The sequence below is a fragment of the Rhodopirellula islandica genome (assembly GCF_001027925.1).
In the GTDB taxonomy this organism is placed as follows: Bacteria; Planctomycetota; Planctomycetia; order Pirellulales; family Pirellulaceae; genus Rhodopirellula; species Rhodopirellula islandica.
Window position 1 is genome coordinate 94115 of record NZ_LECT01000014.1, and the last position, 15378, is coordinate 109492.

General features: G+C 59.0%; 16 protein-coding genes and 3 pseudogenes. 14 read left to right on the top strand and 5 right to left on the bottom strand.

Going from position 1 to position 15378, the window contains the following annotated elements; all coding sequences use genetic code 11:
• Positions 1-173: 173 nt before the first annotated feature.
• From recA to RISK_RS33500, 6 genes are all read left to right on the top strand, one after another.
• Positions 174-1301: a recombinase RecA gene (gene recA, locus RISK_RS05655; RefSeq protein ID WP_047813294.1), complete on the top strand. Its 1128-nt coding sequence runs from the start codon at positions 174-176 to the stop codon at positions 1299-1301.
• 249 nt (positions 1302-1550) lie between these two features.
• A complete protein-coding gene (locus RISK_RS05660) occupies positions 1551-2402 on the top strand; it encodes an MBL fold metallo-hydrolase (protein WP_047813295.1) in 852 nt (283 codons plus the stop codon).
• Between the two features lie 80 nt (positions 2403-2482).
• A complete protein-coding gene (locus RISK_RS32930; protein WP_083434807.1) occupies positions 2483-2755 on the top strand; it encodes a hypothetical protein in 273 nt (90 codons plus the stop codon).
• A 183-nt stretch (positions 2756-2938) separates the two neighbouring features.
• Entirely contained in the window at positions 2939-3253 is a 315-nt protein-coding gene (locus RISK_RS05665; RefSeq protein WP_047813296.1) for a DUF485 domain-containing protein, read from the top strand.
• Positions 3250-5184, top strand: coding sequence for a sodium/solute symporter (locus RISK_RS32935; RefSeq protein ID WP_047813297.1), 1935 nt, complete (start codon positions 3250-3252; stop codon positions 5182-5184). Before RISK_RS05665 ends, RISK_RS32935 begins: the two co-directional genes overlap by 4 nt.
• A 96-nt stretch (positions 5185-5280) precedes the next feature.
• Positions 5281-5484 (top strand): DUF1589 domain-containing protein, encoded by a 204-nt coding sequence (locus RISK_RS33500; RefSeq protein ID WP_390173918.1) that lies wholly within the window; start codon positions 5281-5283, stop codon positions 5482-5484.
• A gap of 191 nt (positions 5485-5675) precedes the next feature.
• On the opposite strand, the gene folE is transcribed toward RISK_RS33500, so the two are convergent.
• The 4 genes from folE to msrA all read right to left on the bottom strand — a co-directional run bounded on the left by folE (position 5676) and on the right by msrA (position 9566).
• Complete coding sequence (gene folE / locus RISK_RS05675) at positions 5676-6308, bottom strand: GTP cyclohydrolase I FolE (RefSeq protein WP_047813298.1); 633 nt, start codon at positions 6306-6308, stop codon at positions 5676-5678.
• Between the two features lie 296 nt (positions 6309-6604).
• Positions 6605-7642, bottom strand: coding sequence for a type II secretion system F family protein (locus tag RISK_RS05680; protein ID WP_047813299.1), 1038 nt, complete (start codon positions 7640-7642; stop codon positions 6605-6607).
• Positions 7642-8346 carry a DUF1584 domain-containing protein gene (locus RISK_RS05685; protein ID WP_102017526.1) on the bottom strand — a complete coding sequence of 235 codons (705 nt, stop codon included), beginning with the start codon at positions 8344-8346 and terminating at the stop codon, positions 7642-7644. Before RISK_RS05685 ends, RISK_RS05680 begins: the two co-directional genes overlap by 1 nt.
• Before the next feature lie 488 nt (positions 8347-8834).
• The gene (gene msrA / locus RISK_RS05690; RefSeq protein ID WP_047813336.1) at positions 8835-9566 is read right to left on the bottom strand and encodes a peptide-methionine (S)-S-oxide reductase MsrA; all 732 of its coding nucleotides are present in this window, start codon (positions 9564-9566) and stop codon (positions 8835-8837) included.
• 281 nt (positions 9567-9847) lie between these two features.
• Between msrA and RISK_RS33505 the strand changes: the two are divergent.
• The 8 genes and pseudogenes from RISK_RS33505 to RISK_RS33515 all read left to right on the top strand — a co-directional run.
• Positions 9848-9895: pseudogene (locus RISK_RS33505) on the top strand (hypothetical protein); the annotation flags it as partial.
• 17 nt (positions 9896-9912) lie between these two features.
• Positions 9913-10068 (top strand): hypothetical protein, encoded by a 156-nt coding sequence (locus RISK_RS32780; RefSeq protein ID WP_390173921.1) that lies wholly within the window; start codon positions 9913-9915, stop codon positions 10066-10068.
• Positions 10069-10129: 61 nt separating this feature from the next.
• Positions 10130-10582: an acyl-CoA thioesterase gene (locus tag RISK_RS05700; RefSeq protein WP_047813301.1), complete on the top strand. Its 453-nt coding sequence runs from the start codon at positions 10130-10132 to the stop codon at positions 10580-10582.
• A complete protein-coding gene (locus RISK_RS05705) occupies positions 10572-11009 on the top strand; it encodes a hypothetical protein (protein WP_047813302.1) in 438 nt (145 codons plus the stop codon). Before RISK_RS05700 ends, RISK_RS05705 begins: the two co-directional genes overlap by 11 nt.
• A 75-nt stretch (positions 11010-11084) precedes the next feature.
• Entirely contained in the window at positions 11085-11543 is a 459-nt protein-coding gene (ndk, locus tag RISK_RS05710; protein WP_047813303.1) for a nucleoside-diphosphate kinase, read from the top strand.
• Positions 11544-11582: 39 nt separating this feature from the next.
• Positions 11583-12458, top strand: a complete 876-nt coding sequence (locus tag RISK_RS05715; protein ID WP_047813304.1) for a hypothetical protein — start codon at positions 11583-11585, stop codon at positions 12456-12458.
• A 708-nt stretch (positions 12459-13166) separates the two neighbouring features.
• A pseudogene (locus RISK_RS33510) lies at positions 13167-13268 on the top strand (DUF1589 domain-containing protein); the annotation flags it as partial.
• Positions 13253-13372, top strand: a pseudogene (locus RISK_RS33515) (hypothetical protein); the annotation flags it as partial. The pseudogenes RISK_RS33510 and RISK_RS33515, both read left to right, overlap by 16 nt.
• A 21-nt stretch (positions 13373-13393) precedes the next feature.
• Here the strand turns inward: RISK_RS33515 and RISK_RS05720 are convergent.
• Positions 13394-15325: a hypothetical protein gene (locus tag RISK_RS05720; RefSeq protein WP_047813305.1), complete on the bottom strand. Its 1932-nt coding sequence runs from the start codon at positions 15323-15325 to the stop codon at positions 13394-13396.
• Between the last annotated feature and the right edge of the window lie 53 nt (positions 15326-15378).

Consider the following 15378-nt stretch of genomic DNA (forward strand, 5'->3'; position numbering starts at 1 on the left):
ACATCCTTCCGTGAAAAACCTGTCGAGCTTTCATTGTCTCCGGCAGCTTCCTCGATAGGATCGCCCCTGCGACTTCGCAGGGATCGCCATGTCTGACCATCGTTGGTCTGGGCATCGGTTGGGTTTGAATTGGAAACACCAAAAGTTTGTTCAGGGAATAAAGGAATCAGGACATGGCAAAGCAACCACGCATGGCAACGCCCGCAGCATCCAAGGGCGTCAAGCTGGATCCGGGCATGAAGACCATTCTTGAAAAAGAACCCGGTCTGAAGACAACACTTCAACAGATCGAAAAGTCGTTTGGCGACGGTGCGATCATGCCGCTGGGAGCTTCCCAAAAGCTGACCATCGATTGCATCTCAACGGGCAGCCTCAGCCTGGATATGGCTCTGGGTGGAAAGGGCATCCCGCGAGGCCGCATCATCGAAGTCTTTGGACCGGAATCTTCCGGGAAGACGACGCTGGCTCTGCACATTGGTGCTGAAGCTCAAAAGTCCGGCGGTATCGCAGCGATCATCGATGCCGAGCATGCCTTTGACCCCAGTTGGGCCAAGAAGCTCGGCGTGGAACTGGACAGCCTGCTGGTCAGTCAACCCAGCAGCGGTGAAGAAGCGATGCAGATCTGCGAGATGCTGGTCAAATCCAACGCCGTCGACGTGATCATCATTGACTCCGTCGCGGCCTTGGTGCCCAAGGCGGAACTCGAAGGCGAGATCGGCGACAGCCACGTGGGCTTGCAAGCTCGTCTGATGAGCCAGTCGATGCGGAAGCTGACCGGTGCGATTGCCAAAAGCAAATCCGCTGTCGTCTTCATCAACCAAATTCGCGAGAAGGTCGGTGTGATGTTCGGCAGTCCCGAAACCACACCCGGCGGCCGTGCCCTCAAATTCTATTGCTCGTGCCGAATCGATGTTCGTCGGATTGGCAGCCTGAAGGACGGCGAAGAGCAAGTCGGTCAACGCGTCAAAGCCAAGATCGTGAAGAACAAGGTTGCACCTCCGTTCCGGATCGCTGAATTCGACATGATGCACTCCAACGGCATCAGCTTCGAAGGCGACTTGCTGGACCTCGGAACCGAGAACAAAGTCGTCAACCGCAGTGGTTCCTGGTTCAAGTACGGCGACACTTACCTGGGGCAAGGCAAAGAGAAGGCTCGCAACTTCTTGATCGAAAACCCAGACGTCTCCGACGAGATCAAGCAAAAGGTCCTGGTCGCGGGCGGCTTTGTCGCACCGCTCGAAGGAGCCGAAGACGAGGGTGAAGAAGCAGTCAAGGACGGCGAAGCCGTCGCCAACAGCTGACCCGCGAATCGGGTTGGTCGCGAGGTCAGTTGACCGCCAACGAAACGGATCGTCCCAGGGAAACCTGGGGCGGTCCGTTTTTTTGTTATGCCTCCGCAACTGAAACACTCGTCCCACGGATTCCGTCGCTCCGCGACGGTTGTCGCTCGCCGCTGCGACGACGCCCGTGCACACCCCGGCAAACGTTTCACGGTTCCACACTCAACACCTCACCTGCACGCGGCGGCTCACCCGCGATAACATCGCGGCATGACCGCACCCGATCCTGCTCCAGCCGACTCGTCCGCGACCGATCCAACTTCCCCGGCCCCGACTCCCGAGTTGATCTTTTTGGGAACCGGAACCAGCGTCGGTGTTCCCGCGATTGGATGCGAGTGCGATGTCTGCCAAAGCACCGACCCGCACAACAATCGCACACGCTGCTCGATTCTGATCCGGTTGCCCGAGGGCAATCTGCTGATCGACACGCCGCCTGATTTGCGAACGCAATTGCTCCGCGAAAAGATCAAACTCGTGCACGCGGTTGTGTTCACACACGAACACGCCGACCACATTTATGGGCTGGATGACCTGCGGTTGTTTCCGTTTCGACTCGGTCGTCCCGTTCCGCTGTACTGCCGTGCGGATGTCGAGGCTCGAATTCGCACGTCCTACGACTATGCGTTCTCCACTCGACAACAAACCCACGCGGGATCACGGCCCCAACTGGAAATCCTCCCGATCAACAACGACGACCCGTTTGAGGTTCTCGGCTTTCGTATCATGCCGGTTCCGCTGAAGCACGGACCGCACTTCGAAGTGCTGGGTTTCCGCCTGGGCAACTTCGCCTATTGCACCGACACCAATCACATTTCGGAGTCGTCCATGGAACGACTGCGCGGCCTCGACACGCTGGTCCTGGATGCCTTGCGATTCACGCCGCACCCGACTCACTTCAACATCGACGAAGCCCTCGAGGTGATCGAAGAACTCAAACCACGCCAAGCCTTCCTGACTCATCTGGGCCACGACATCGATCACGGCCCCGTGGAAGCCTCGCTGCCCGATCACGTTCACTTGGCCTACGACGGACTGCGTCTGCCAATGCCATCCATCCAGTAGCCGGATTCGCCAAGAATTCGGATCCCACCATCTCGAGCCTCTGAGTTCAACGAAGCCATCCACGTAGGCCAGGTTATCACCTGGCACCCAGCCGATGCTTTGGAACAAAGCGAGGCGTCCAACCGCCCCCGCAAGCCTCTGTCGGTATAAGGGGAGCTTCCCCTGGCTACGATGAGATTGGCCTTTGGCCAAGAGCGAAAAGACCGGCCTTGCTGACCCAGCGGGCCAGGACGCTTCTCCGCGAGCAACACTCGGCAACCGAAGGCCACGGGACATCGATTTTATTGGCGAGGCTTTTTCTCGTTCCCAGGCTCTGCCTGGGAACGCAATGCACTGCAGGCTCCGCCTGCTGAGACAGAATCGGGAGGCGGAGCCTCCAAGACAGTGTGTTCCCAGGCAGAGCCTGGGAACAAGGAAGCCTCTGAACGCTGGCGAATCCTACGACTGGGCTTCCGTCACAACGAACGCATCGATTCAGCTAGACTGCGTCGTCCAACGATCGTCGTCTCGCCCCCCTCGCAGCAAAAGTCCCCCCTTTGTCCGCCTCAGATCCCGCCCCCGAATCGGAACCATCGGTCACCTCCGATGTCTCGACTCCGCTCCCTGCCGCTCCCGCCTCGGACAGAACTTCCCGACTGGGACTGGTTTTGTTCGTCATCTACCTGCTGCTTTACGGCGGGTTTGTGCTGCTGAACGCTTTCAAGGCGGAAGTGATGGACACCATCGTTTTCGCGGGCTTGAACCTGGCGATCGTCTACGGATTCGCGTTGATCCTGGTCGCGATTGGTATGGCGCTGATCTACGGAATGAAGACCCCGGATGAGCCTCAAGCGATGGAGGCATCGGAATGATTTACGAACCCTCCATGACCGCCGTCGTTGTTTTCTTTGCTTTCGTCGGCTTCACGATCGCACTGAGTTTCTACCTTGGCGGCAAAGCCAAATCATCCGCGGGCTACTTCGCCGCCCACGGCCAAATCCCCTGGTTCATCAACGGGATCGCGTTCGCGGGAGACTACCTGTCCGCGGCATCGTTCCTGGGCATTTGCGGGATGATCGCGGCCTACGGCTACGATGGTTTCCTGTATTCGATCGGCTACCTGGCCGGCTGGATCGTGGCCTTGTTCGTGATCGCCGAACCCATGAAGCGGCTCGGCAAGTTCACCTTCGCCGATGCACTCGACGCCAAGTTCGATTCCAAAGGAATCAAGGCCGCGGCTGGGATCAGCACACTGATCGTCAGCGTGTTCTATCTGATTCCGCAAATGGTCGGCGCCGGGGTTCTGATTCAACCGTTGCTGGGTTTCCCACACTGGGTCGGCGTGCTGCTGGTCGGTGCCGTCGTGATCACGATTGTGGTCACCGCCGGAATGGTCTCGACCACCTGGGTTCAGTTTCTGAAGGGATCGCTGCTGGTTATCTTCAGCGCGATCCTGGTCGTGATGGTGCTGCAACAAGGGTTCAAGGTCGACAACCAATCGTTCCCTTCCCACAGCTTCGCCATCGGTGAATTCAATCGCCAGGCCATTGCAGAAGCCATGAATCGCGAACTGGTGGAACCATCGAGTTGGGCGGACAACGACCAATACCTCCAGTTCACTCGTGAAGACGGTGACGGCTACGACGTTTACCGCGCGGACATCCAAGAAGGCGGGACGATGATCGTCTCGGAAGCCCAGTCGATCACAACGCTGCCCGATGGCGAGACGTTGATTGGCGGGCTGCCCAAGGGCGACCAACCTGGGCAAGGTCACCTGCGACCGGTGGGCCGGATCAAGGTGCTGCCCAACGAATACATTGGCCAATCCGAAACCGGGCCGCTCGGCCCTCTGAAGTTCTTCGACGTTCTCAATCGCAGCACCGTGGTGCTCTGGGGCAATGAAACTCTGAAGAACGAAGATGGTTCGACCACGCAAGTCTTCTACCAAAAACCAACCAGTGGTTCGCAGGTTCTGCGGCCCGGCGAACACCCTCGTTTCGCTGGCATTCGCAGTGACAGTTGGACGGGCAAGTTCAACTTCCTGTCACTGATGCTGGCGCTGTTCTGCGGCACCGCCTCGTTGCCACACATCTTGATTCGCTACTACACGGTCAAGGACGCCGCCGCGGCTCGCAAGAGCACGATCGTTGGGATCACCAGCATCGGGTTCTTCTACGTCCTGACGCTGTACCTGGGACTGGGGGCCATGACCAGCGGCACCCTCGACGTGACGAACAGCAACATGGCCGCGCCGCTGCTTGCTCGCGGAATGAGTGGACTGCTGTTTGCCATCATTTCGGCAATCGCCTTCACAACCGTCTTGGGCACCGTCAGCGGATTGATTTTGGCCAGCAGTGGAGCCGTCGCCCACGACTTGCTCGGTGGCGTGATGGGCATGGAATTCAGCGAGAACAGCCAGGTTCGAATCGCAAAAATCGCGGCCGTGGTCGTGGGAGCCATCGCGATTGTGCTGGGGATCCTGTTCCGCAACCTCAACGTCAGTTACTTGGTCGGGTGGGCCTTCAGCATCGCAGCGAGTGCGAACCTACCGGCACTCATCATGCTGCTGTTCTGGAAACGCACGACCGCCCAAGGCATCATCGCCAGCGTCATCGTCGGCATGTTCAGTTCGCTGGGATGGATCCTGTTGTCGGCCGACACCTTCGAAAAGGTGTACGGCATCGATCCGTTGAGCAGCCCCGTGCCGTTCAGCCAGCCGGGCATCGTGACGATCCCGTTGGCTCTGGTCACCTTGATCGTGGTGTCGTTGATGACAAAGAACAGAAAGGCCACCACAACGTAGCCGGATTCGCCAGAATTCGGATCTCTGAATTCTGGCGAATCCATCATCCTGGTGAATCCATCAACGTAGGCCAGGTTATCACCTGGCACCCAGCCGATGCTTTGGAACAAAGCGAGTCGTCCAACCACGCCCGCAAGATTCAACGCGGCCCGTCCAATCACCCCGCAAGGTAGAACCTGGCCTACAACGTCATTGGCCAAAGGCCAACCTCATCGTAGCCAGGGGAACCTCCCCTGGTACCGAACCGCAACGAAACCACATTGGCCAACGGCCAACCTCAACCGCAACGCAACCCATTGAATTTGGCCGTTGGCCAAAGAACCGGTGCATTCGTCCTCGGGCCCCAGGGACGTTGCCCACTGGCTACGTTGAACAAGGCCGTTGGCCATCTCTCCGCACCAACTCGCGCATCCGAATTATTGGCGAATCCGGCTACCAAATCACAACCCGACGCGTCAGCGAGGGACCCCACTGGATCCCGACGAATCCAGCTACGACGCGGCGCGGTTGATCAGGCCCAAGACTTCGGCACGTGACTTGGGATCGGTCTTGAAAGCGCCTCGCATGGCGCTGGTCAAACACAAACTGCCTGGTTTGCGAATGCCTCGCATCGTCATGCAACTGTGCGTCGACTCCACCACCACCGCAACACCTCGCGCCGACAATCGATCCTCGATCAAATTGGCGACCGTGTGGGTCAATCGTTCTTGCACCTGCGGACGCCTGGCGACCTCTTCGACCACGCGAGCCAACTTGCTCAGGCCCACGACCTTGCCGCTGGGCAAATAAGCGATGTGTGCCTTGCCCGTGAACGGCAACAGGTGATGCTCGCACATGCTGCAGAAACTGATGTCTCGCACCAACACGATTTCGTCATAGTCCTCGGCAAACACTTTCGCGAGGTGACGGCCGGGGTCCGATTTCAGACCGGCGAACATTTCGGCGTACATGCGTGCGACGCGTTCCGGTGTTTCCAGCAACCCATCGCGATCGGGGTCCTCACCAACCGCTTCCAGGATCTCGCGCACCGCCGATTCGATTCGAGCAAAGTCGACTTCGTTGTGAGGCGCGTTCTTGTCGACAAAAAACGGCGTTCGTTCGGCAGGTTGTTCTTTGTCGGCCACGGGCTTGTCTGAATCCTGATTGGGAACCTCTCCGAAAAAGGGGTCTGACCCTTGGGAGGCGTGCTGTTTTCAATTCGAGTGCGTTCGCCGAAGAGGGCCAGACCCCTTTTCGGTGAGCTTCGAGAGCGAGCCAACTTGTTGGCCCCATCGCGAAACAACGCACGACTATAAACGAGTGGCTAGCGATGCGAAGACGAGCAAACCGCCCGCCGACGACAATTGCCGCAAAAACGGCCCCAGGGACTCGATGGGGAAACATTCCTAGCTGGCAAAGCGGGACCGTCGCACGAGCCCCGCTAAATCGGCTCGAAACCCTGCTGATAGAAGCCCATGATTTTGCCAAAGATACGGAAAATCATGAAGATCAGGAACATCGAAACGGAAATCCAAATCACGCCCGTCGCCACACCGGCAATCGTTTTCATCGCCCCTTTGGCTCGTTCGTCGTAGTCCTTGGCCAATTGGTCAATGGATTCCGCATCGGTCCCCGAGAGCTCTGCAATCTCGATCTGGGTGATGAATTCCTCAGGGAACAAATGCGTTCGGTGGAGCGCTTCACTCAACGTCGCCCCGCCACGAATCGCGTCCTCGGCCGACTTGGCTCCGCTTCGATAATACGAACTGTCCGTGGCGTCCAAAGACAACTTCGTCGAATCGATCGGGTTGATCCCTGCGTCCAAAGACAGCGACAGCGTCCAAGCGAAACGGGCCAACGTGATCGTTTGAATGGCACCACCGATCGCGGGAACCTGGTACACCAACGGCACAATGTTTTGGATGCCGCCAACGTTCTTTCGAAACGCCAAGTACATCCCACCCAGCACCGCAGCGAAGGCGGCGACGTAGGCCCAGAAAATCAGCACTCCTTGGGGGCCGCGCAACCCGAACCCCAGCATGTCCGTCATCTCACCGCCGGTGGGAGCCGTCAGCACGCCCATGATCCAAATCATCAACGACACCACGCCGATGCCAATCAACAACTGAAGCCCTGGCCAAGCGATCGCGCGAATGAAATTCTGGCGCAGCGTGTACTGTTGGGCGTAGTGCTCAGACAGCGCCAACATGGTCCGTTCCAGCCTGCCGGTCGTCTCGCCCACCCGAGTCATCACGACCAACAAGGGCGGGAAGAATGGCTTCTGATGCCGCATCATCTCGCTGATCGCGTGCCCGTCTTTGGCCCCCTCGCGAATCTTGGTCATGGCCATGCGTTGGCGTGCGGGACCGTGCTTGGCCTCGCTTTCCAACAGCTTCAACAAGTCCGCACCGGCTCGCAGCCCGACGCCAAACCGGCGGCAAAAATCGCGGCAGGAACGCACTCCCATCTGTCGTGACATCACGGCGTCACCTCCGTCATCCGCATGCTGCCCGGTTGTTTCGCGGAGCGGCGCAAGCCGCCCGGTGCGTGACCGGAGGGCTCGCGCCCTGCCGCTTCGATTTTGGATCGAGAAACGCGACCATCAGCCAAAACCCACGCTGGCAGCTCACCAAAGTGCTGTGCGTATTCACGTTTTGCATAGGCCAACATGTACTCCGGGCTGGCTGCCTTCGACACGCCCACATGACTGGATGAAGTTCGCGAAGGCGGACTTTGTTTCGACAAACGCACCAATCGATGCAGCGCCAACTCGTACGCGCCTTGTGCTCGCAAACGATCGCCGCTCTGGAGCAACCGCCTGGCGTTTTGCACCAACGCTTTCGCGTCGGCAATCGTTTCTTGTTGTGCTTCCTGTTTTGCAAATCGCCGCGGGTCCGCATCGCCGAGCAACTGACGGTCGATCTCGTCTTGATCGATGATCGTCACGGAGACGGATGCATTGCCGGTGCGAGTGGCACCGCCGAAGGCTCCGCCAGGCGAAAACCCACCACGCGATGAACGCCCGCTTTGGTAAGACGAAACGCCGCCGATCGATCCCGTCCCACGATCGGGAATCAACATGCTGCTGGTGGAAGAGAACCGTCGCACACTGGGAAGCTGCACGACTTGGGCCTGCCCAACCTCCGTCCCAGCGATCAACAGCAACCAGGCCGCGAAGATCATGGAAATGAGCCGCTGCCAGCAAGGACCGTCACCTCTCCCCCAATGTTTAGATGCCCTGCAGCTTCGAAACATTGTGCTTGCAATCTTGAACTCACCCGCCTGAGCGCAGCGGTGGTGCAATTTCGAAGAGCTGTGCACGAAACGCTTGCGACCCCCGCCCGCGCGACGGGAGGGCTCGGAAAGCGAGCGTTCAGCGAGATTTCCGGGGGAGGGCAGTTCACGCCGCTTCCCATGCCCGGCCCTCACCCTCGCGTACGCCTGAACGGCGTCGCTCGACCTCTCCCCCAACTTCGTTTCGGGAGAGGTGCAGCCCACGAAGCCCCGCTGAAAAGCGGCATCGACCAACTGCGCCGCCTCTCCAATAGGAGAGCGAAGTTGTGAGGCGATGGTCGACGATGAGCTGGGTTCAAACATGCATCCAATGTAACGCATCGCCCAAGAAACGCAGCAACGGAAGAATCCCGCTGGGCAAGGAACCAAGCTTGGGTTTACTTCGCGGATCCTTTGATCTTGTCGCCGAATTCTCGGTTGAATTTTCGAACCTTGTTGGCCACCACTGCTTGGCAATAACCGGCGTTTGGATTCCGGCGGTAGTAATCCTGGTGAAACTCTTCGGCCACATAAAATTTGGTGGCAGGCTCAATCAGTGTGACGATCGGATCCCGGTATTCTTCGCCCAGTTTTTCAATCGTCTTCTTGGCGATTTCACGTTGCTCCTCGTTGTGAACGAAGATGCTGCTGCGGTACTGCGGTCCACCGTCGGCGCCTTGCCGATTCAAGGTCGTTGGATCGTGCGTTTTGAAGAACACTTTGAGCAGCTCTTCAAAATTCGTCTTGGTCGGGTCGTAATAGATTTGGACGGCTTCGGCGTGGCCGGTCATCTTACCGCAAACTTGATCGTAATTGGGACGCTTGACCTTCCCTCCGATGTAGCCCGAGACGACATCGTTGACGCCTTCCATCCGCTCAAAAACGGCTTCCGTGCACCAGAAACAGCCCCCCGCCAACGTCACCACCTCTTCGCCCGGCCGAGTTCTGATCTCCACAATTTCGGAATCCAACGGCAACCCGTTGTAATTGGGGTTGGCGTTGGGGTCATCCGAATTCGCTCCCACGGGCGGAGCGGCCTGGGTGCAGGACGTCGCGACAATCAACAGTCCAGCCGCCGCGATGGACGCGAGCGAGCGGGATGGCGAAGCGAAGATGGAGGGCACTGGCATCAGAAACTCCTGCATTGGGTCGGGGATTCAGCCGTCTGGAGGTGAGAAAACGAGGTCGGGACAGCGGACCGAGTTGATTATTACGCAGTGGAAACCGGGGTGGGTCGGCAGAGGAACGATCCGTTTTCAGATTTTTGCCAATCGTGGACTTTGAGGTCGCGAGCCCGCACCAACCGTCGCCGGATTCGCCAGAATTCGGCTACCAACATCACAACCCGACGCGTCAGCGAGGGACCACACTGAATTCTTGGTAAATCCAGCCATGTAGGCCAGGTTATTACCTGGCACCCAGCCGATGCTTTGGAACAAAGCGAGGCGTCCAAACAGTCCCACAAGACTCAAAGCCATCCGACCAAACACCCCGCCAGGCACAGCCTGGCCTACGTCCGTCACAACCCGCCGCGTTAGCGAGGCCACCCACCGTAGCCGGATTCGCCAGAATTCGGACCTCTCCACGTCAACCATCCGAATTCTGGCGAATCCAGCTACAACGCTTCTGTGACGCTGCGATAGGATGACTTTGCCAACTCTTCGCACGCCGCTTCCCATCCCGACATCCACGCATGCCTCACACTTTCTTCGACCTGCATCACACAGTTGCCGACGACGAAATCGATGCCCAACAACACGTCCACAACCTGCGGTATTTGCAGTGGACGCTGTGGGCCGCTCGCGACCATAGCGCCGCCGAGGGCTGGGACGCGGCTTCCGCACTGCAAGACGGTTTGGGCTGGGTCGTTCGCGGGCATGACATCACTTACCGAGCCGCGGCGTTGGCCGGGGACGAATTGATCATCCGGACGTGGATCCCAAGCTGGAACCGTTATTCCTGCCAGCGGCATTACCTGGTGACGCGTCCCTCCGATCAAACGGTGCTTGCCAAAGTCCAAACCCGCTGGGTGTTTGTCGATTTGAACCGGCACCGTGCCATCGAGATCCCTCCTGCTGCGGTCGCCGCCATCCACGTTTGCGAAACGCCTCCGCCATCCCCCTGGGCCGACTCCGATGACACCTGATCAACGACTGAAATGGTTTCTGCGAATCATTGGCGCTGCCGCGTTGCTAGCCTTTGCCGCGGCGGTCATGCCTGAGAAATGGATGATTGAAATCGCTCAGGAACTCGGCATCGATCCCTTCCCCGAATCCCCGTTGACGTTCTACCTGGCTCGCAATTTGTCGCTGCTGTATGGGTTTGTCGGTGCGTTGCTGTGCATCTTGTCTGCCGACCTGCCACGGTATCGCGCCCTCATTCGCTGGGCAGCACGGGGAACCATCGCGTTCGGGGTGCTCCAGTGGGTCGTCGACGCGATGTCTGGGCTGCCAGGTTGGTGGACGATCGGGGAGGGCGGTTCGACGCTGGTCGGCGGGCTGTTTTTGAGCTGGTTGGAACGAACCGCCCGAGCGGACTCGGCCGTGGCGGGTTCCGACGAAAGCCTGCGTTGAGTATTTTTCTGCTCCGCCGAGTTTGTTTGGCGAATTTCCCGTTTTCAAAACCTTTCGAACCTCTGTGTTTCTGCCATGCAACGCACCCTCGTCTTGCTCAAACCTGATTGTGTCCAACGCCGCTTGATCGGTGACGTCCTGTCCCGATTCGAAACCAAGGGATTGCACATCGTTGCCATGAAGTTGCTGCAAGTGACACCGGAACTGTCCAAGCAACACTACGCTGAACACGTCGAAAAGCCGTTTTACCCCTCGCTGGAAGAGTTCATCACCTCGGCTCCCGTCGTGGCGATCGCACTGGAAGGCCTGGAAGTCATCCGCGTCGTCCGCGACATGCTCGGCGCCACCAACGGTTTGCAAGCCGCTCCTGGCACCCTGCGTGGTGACTACAGCAGCAGCCGCCAAATGAACCTGGTTCACGCCAGCGACAGCGAAGAATCGGCCAAACGCGAACTGGACCTGTACTTTGGCGCCGACGAATTCTGCGACTACTCGCTGGTCCTGACGCCTTTCATGCGTGCCGACGACGAATAGTTATAATTTGGGTTCCCTCCCTCCCACCTGAGGCAACCCATGTCGCTGTTTGAGTCCCCGCTTTCTTTCCGACCGGCCGTCCAACGATTCGTTGGCGGCCTGTGGATCTGTTTCGGATTGCTCGTCGTTTCGCCCGCGGCAGTGACCGCCCAGGGTTTCGGCAACAACGCCGCAGCGGGTGGCGCCAACGAAGTCACCTCGTTCCGCGGCAAACTGGTTTCCTACCGCGGCATGATCCTGACGATCGAGCGGGAAGACGGCACCGAAGTCATGGTGCAAACCCCTGACTCGGTCTCGCAGCTGACCTTCATCGCGAAAGCCTTGCCGGCCTACTTGCGTCCCGGAATGTTGGTTCGCTTCCAAGCCAACCTGGGACCGACCGGCGCCCCGTTGGAACCAGTCAGCAAGCTCGAACTGTTCGCCCCCGTCAACGTGAAGTTGCTCAAAGGCCGCGAACGCGAAAAGTTTCAACCGGGCGTTCACCCCAGCAACCCACCGCAACGTGGCAACGCAGGGCCACCGACCGGCCCCGTGACCGTGGTCGGCAACTTGATGGCTCTCAACCCGCAAGGCGGCGTGGCTCTGCGGGCGGGCAATGTTCCGGTGCAAACGATGACATCACCGGACCTGGAACTGCAGCTTCGCGTCAACAATCTGTCGCTCGCCCAACCCGGTGACGCCGTCGACGTGCGAGGCTTCTACCAACCGCCGGATGACACAAAAGTCAAAGCCGAATCGATCCAGATCACGACTGATCGCGTCTACGGCGAAACACCACCGCCCACCGAACGTCGTTCGCGAAGAAGCAAGCGAGGCGAGCGGGACAAGGACGAAGCCGCGGAAGCTGAAAACGCCGACGAAGCCAGTTCAGAAGAAGGCCGGTCTCTCGGGATTCCAGACACCGAATCCGAGTGAATGCCCCGTCCCCGGATTCGCATCTCCCGTAGCCGGATTCGCAACCCGATGCGTGACGGCCTGTGGATTGAATCCTAACCCGACGCGTGAGCGAGGGATCGCGTGCCATTGCAACGAGCCGGTGGGTCCCTCGCTCACGCGTCGGGTTGTGAACTCGAGTCAATCAACAAGCCGGTCCGCGAGGCCCACGCGGCGTGCCCCACGCCGGCCCCGTCCGGGGCGGTGATTGCCGCCGAATGCTCCTCCGGTTCGCGTCCCGTCCTCGCCACAGCCACCCGGATTTTGCAATTTACAATTTACAATTTTACTTTTTCAATCCATCCCCCAGCTCACCTGTCGCCGCTCCGCGGCTTGCCGAGTCAAGGGAGTGACGCTCGAGACCTCGGGTTTAAAACCCGAGGCTGACAACTGTCACCGCTCCGCGGTTGTTCAATCACCCGGACACACCTCCAGTCGCGGAGCGACGACAGATGTTTGTCGTCCCGTCGCCGAACGATCCCCGGTTCGTGCCCCGTACGATGGGCTTCCAAACCCGTCGAAATGGACCCCCAACGCGTGACGGCCTGTGGATTGAATCCTAACCCGAAGCGTTCGCGAGGGATCGCGTGCCATTGCAATGAGCCGGTGGGTCCCTCGCTCACGCGTCGGGTTGTGAACTCGAGTCAATCAACAAGCCGGTCAGCGAGGGACACATCTGAATCCTGGCGAATCCACCAACGTAGGCCAGGTTATCACCTGGCACCCAACCGATGCTTTGGAACAAAGCGAGGCGTCCAGCCGATCACGCAAGACTCAGCGATGTCCGTCCAATCACCCAGCCAGGTACAACCTGGCCTACATCTCAAACATCCGAATTCTTGGCGAATCCGGCTACCAACATCACAACCCGACGCGTCAGCGAGGGACCAAACTGAATCCTTGGCGAATCCAGGAAATCAGCCATCGGCGGACGTCAGTTGCAAAATCGGCTGTTCATCATCGGGCCAAGAAACAAACAACTCGGCTTCGAGACTCGCTTGCCCCGCGAGCATCGCGATCAACTGATCCAATTCCGCCAAACGTTCGGCAAACATCTTCAAGCTCTTCTGCTGATTCTCGAGTTGGTCCAACTGCTGTTCCAAGCGAGCCTCCAAACGACGCGCCCGTGAACTTTCGGCTCGAGAGATGGCCGAATCCAGTTCAGCGTGCCTCCGGTCCGCCAGTTCCATTTGCCGAGTCACCACGGCCAACGTTTGCGAGACGTCCTCGCGGTCCGTCCATTGCCATGGCATCGATGGATCCAACCTCGCCCCAAACCGGACTCGGACCGTCATCATCCGCGTCGTTTGGACGTCGACACGAACCACCACCGCCACCGATTCCGAATCTTGTTGGCTCAACACCGCGATGCCACGCACCTTGCGTGGTGACTCGTTTTCAATCGGTTCGATCCAGCCGACATCAACTCCCTCGGGGACCACCAAATCCATGCTCAACCGGGCTCCTTTGGGTTCGGGCGGTGCGGCCAAATCCCACTTCATCTTCCCATCTCGATCCGCCAAATCGATGCCGATCGCGTCCCCTCGCAAACTCGGCCGCAAATAAACTCGCTGGCCCCCGGCAAGCTCCACTCGGCCGTGAAGCAATGCCTTGCGATCCGCATCCAACGCCCCCGGCAACCACTCCCACCGCGTTGCATTCTCGTCGGCATCGATTCGCAAGTTGGCGATTGCGGTTTGATCCGACGACCTCACTACCGAACCGCTGTCGGGCGTCCCACCAGAGACCGAGAACTCGAGTCGCTTGTCAGGAAAAACCAACCTCGCGTTTGCCCAAGAAGAGACCGGCCATTGGTCACGGTCACCTTGTTCTGATTCAGTCTCTGCAAGCGTCGGCAACGAAACGAAGATCGTTTGCGAATCCGCCGCCGTGGACTCCTCGGTGGATCCAGTCACCGCGTCCGAGTCCATGTCGTCCGTGTCACCATCGCTCATCACGTCCGCTTCTTCACCGCCACCAAACGACGCGGGGCCGGTGCCTTCAGACGCCAACAATTCGCCGGCCATGGATTCGTCAACCTCGCCAACATCGTCGCCTCCGGAAGACTCCGTCGCGACCGGCGCGGGAACCAGATCGTCCAACGAAAACGCCGACGAAGTCATCCCGTTCGCCTCTTCGGTTGCGGGTTGCCCGGTCGAAGGTCGGACGACCGAGTTCGCTCCCACAATCTCAGCGGCACTCATCTCGATGCCACTCGGATCAACACTCGTTTCGGCAGACACATCCGACGGTGCCGCGTCCACCAGCGTGCCCAGTTCCAACGCGGACTCCTCGGTCGTCTCCAGGATGCCCGGTGCAAACACGTTCGCATTGGAGCTGGACGGAGCCACGTTGCCACCGGAACCATCAGACGTTGGAGCCAACTCAGAATCGGAACTCGGCCACCACAGGAATGCTGCCGCGAGCAAGGCCATCGCGGCGAGCACACCGACCCAAATTGGCTTGGACGTGGATGTCTTCTTGGGTCTCGAACCAGAACTCGCAAGCTCAGCCGATTCGTTCCGTTCGACCATTCCCACCAACGCATCGTCGGCTGAATCCAAGACAATCGGATCGGTCGCCGATGCAGCCTCGGTCGCGGAGTCACCTTCCGACAAGCGGATCAATTCCCCGTGAGCATCCACGCCATGCGATTGCCAAAACACATGGTTGGGCGAGCGAATCGAATCGCTCGATGGAGAGGAAGCCTGCATGGATGGAAACGAGGTTTCCGCCGCGGCGACCAAATGATCCCAGATGTCCTCGGGAGGTTCTCCGAGGCGTTCGATCATGTCCGCCACCGACTCCACGGGAACCGGCACCGAATCGCTCTTGGACGTGGTGTTCATACGCATCGTTATAACGAAACGCACAGAACATTTCCGACTGCCGCCAGATTCCC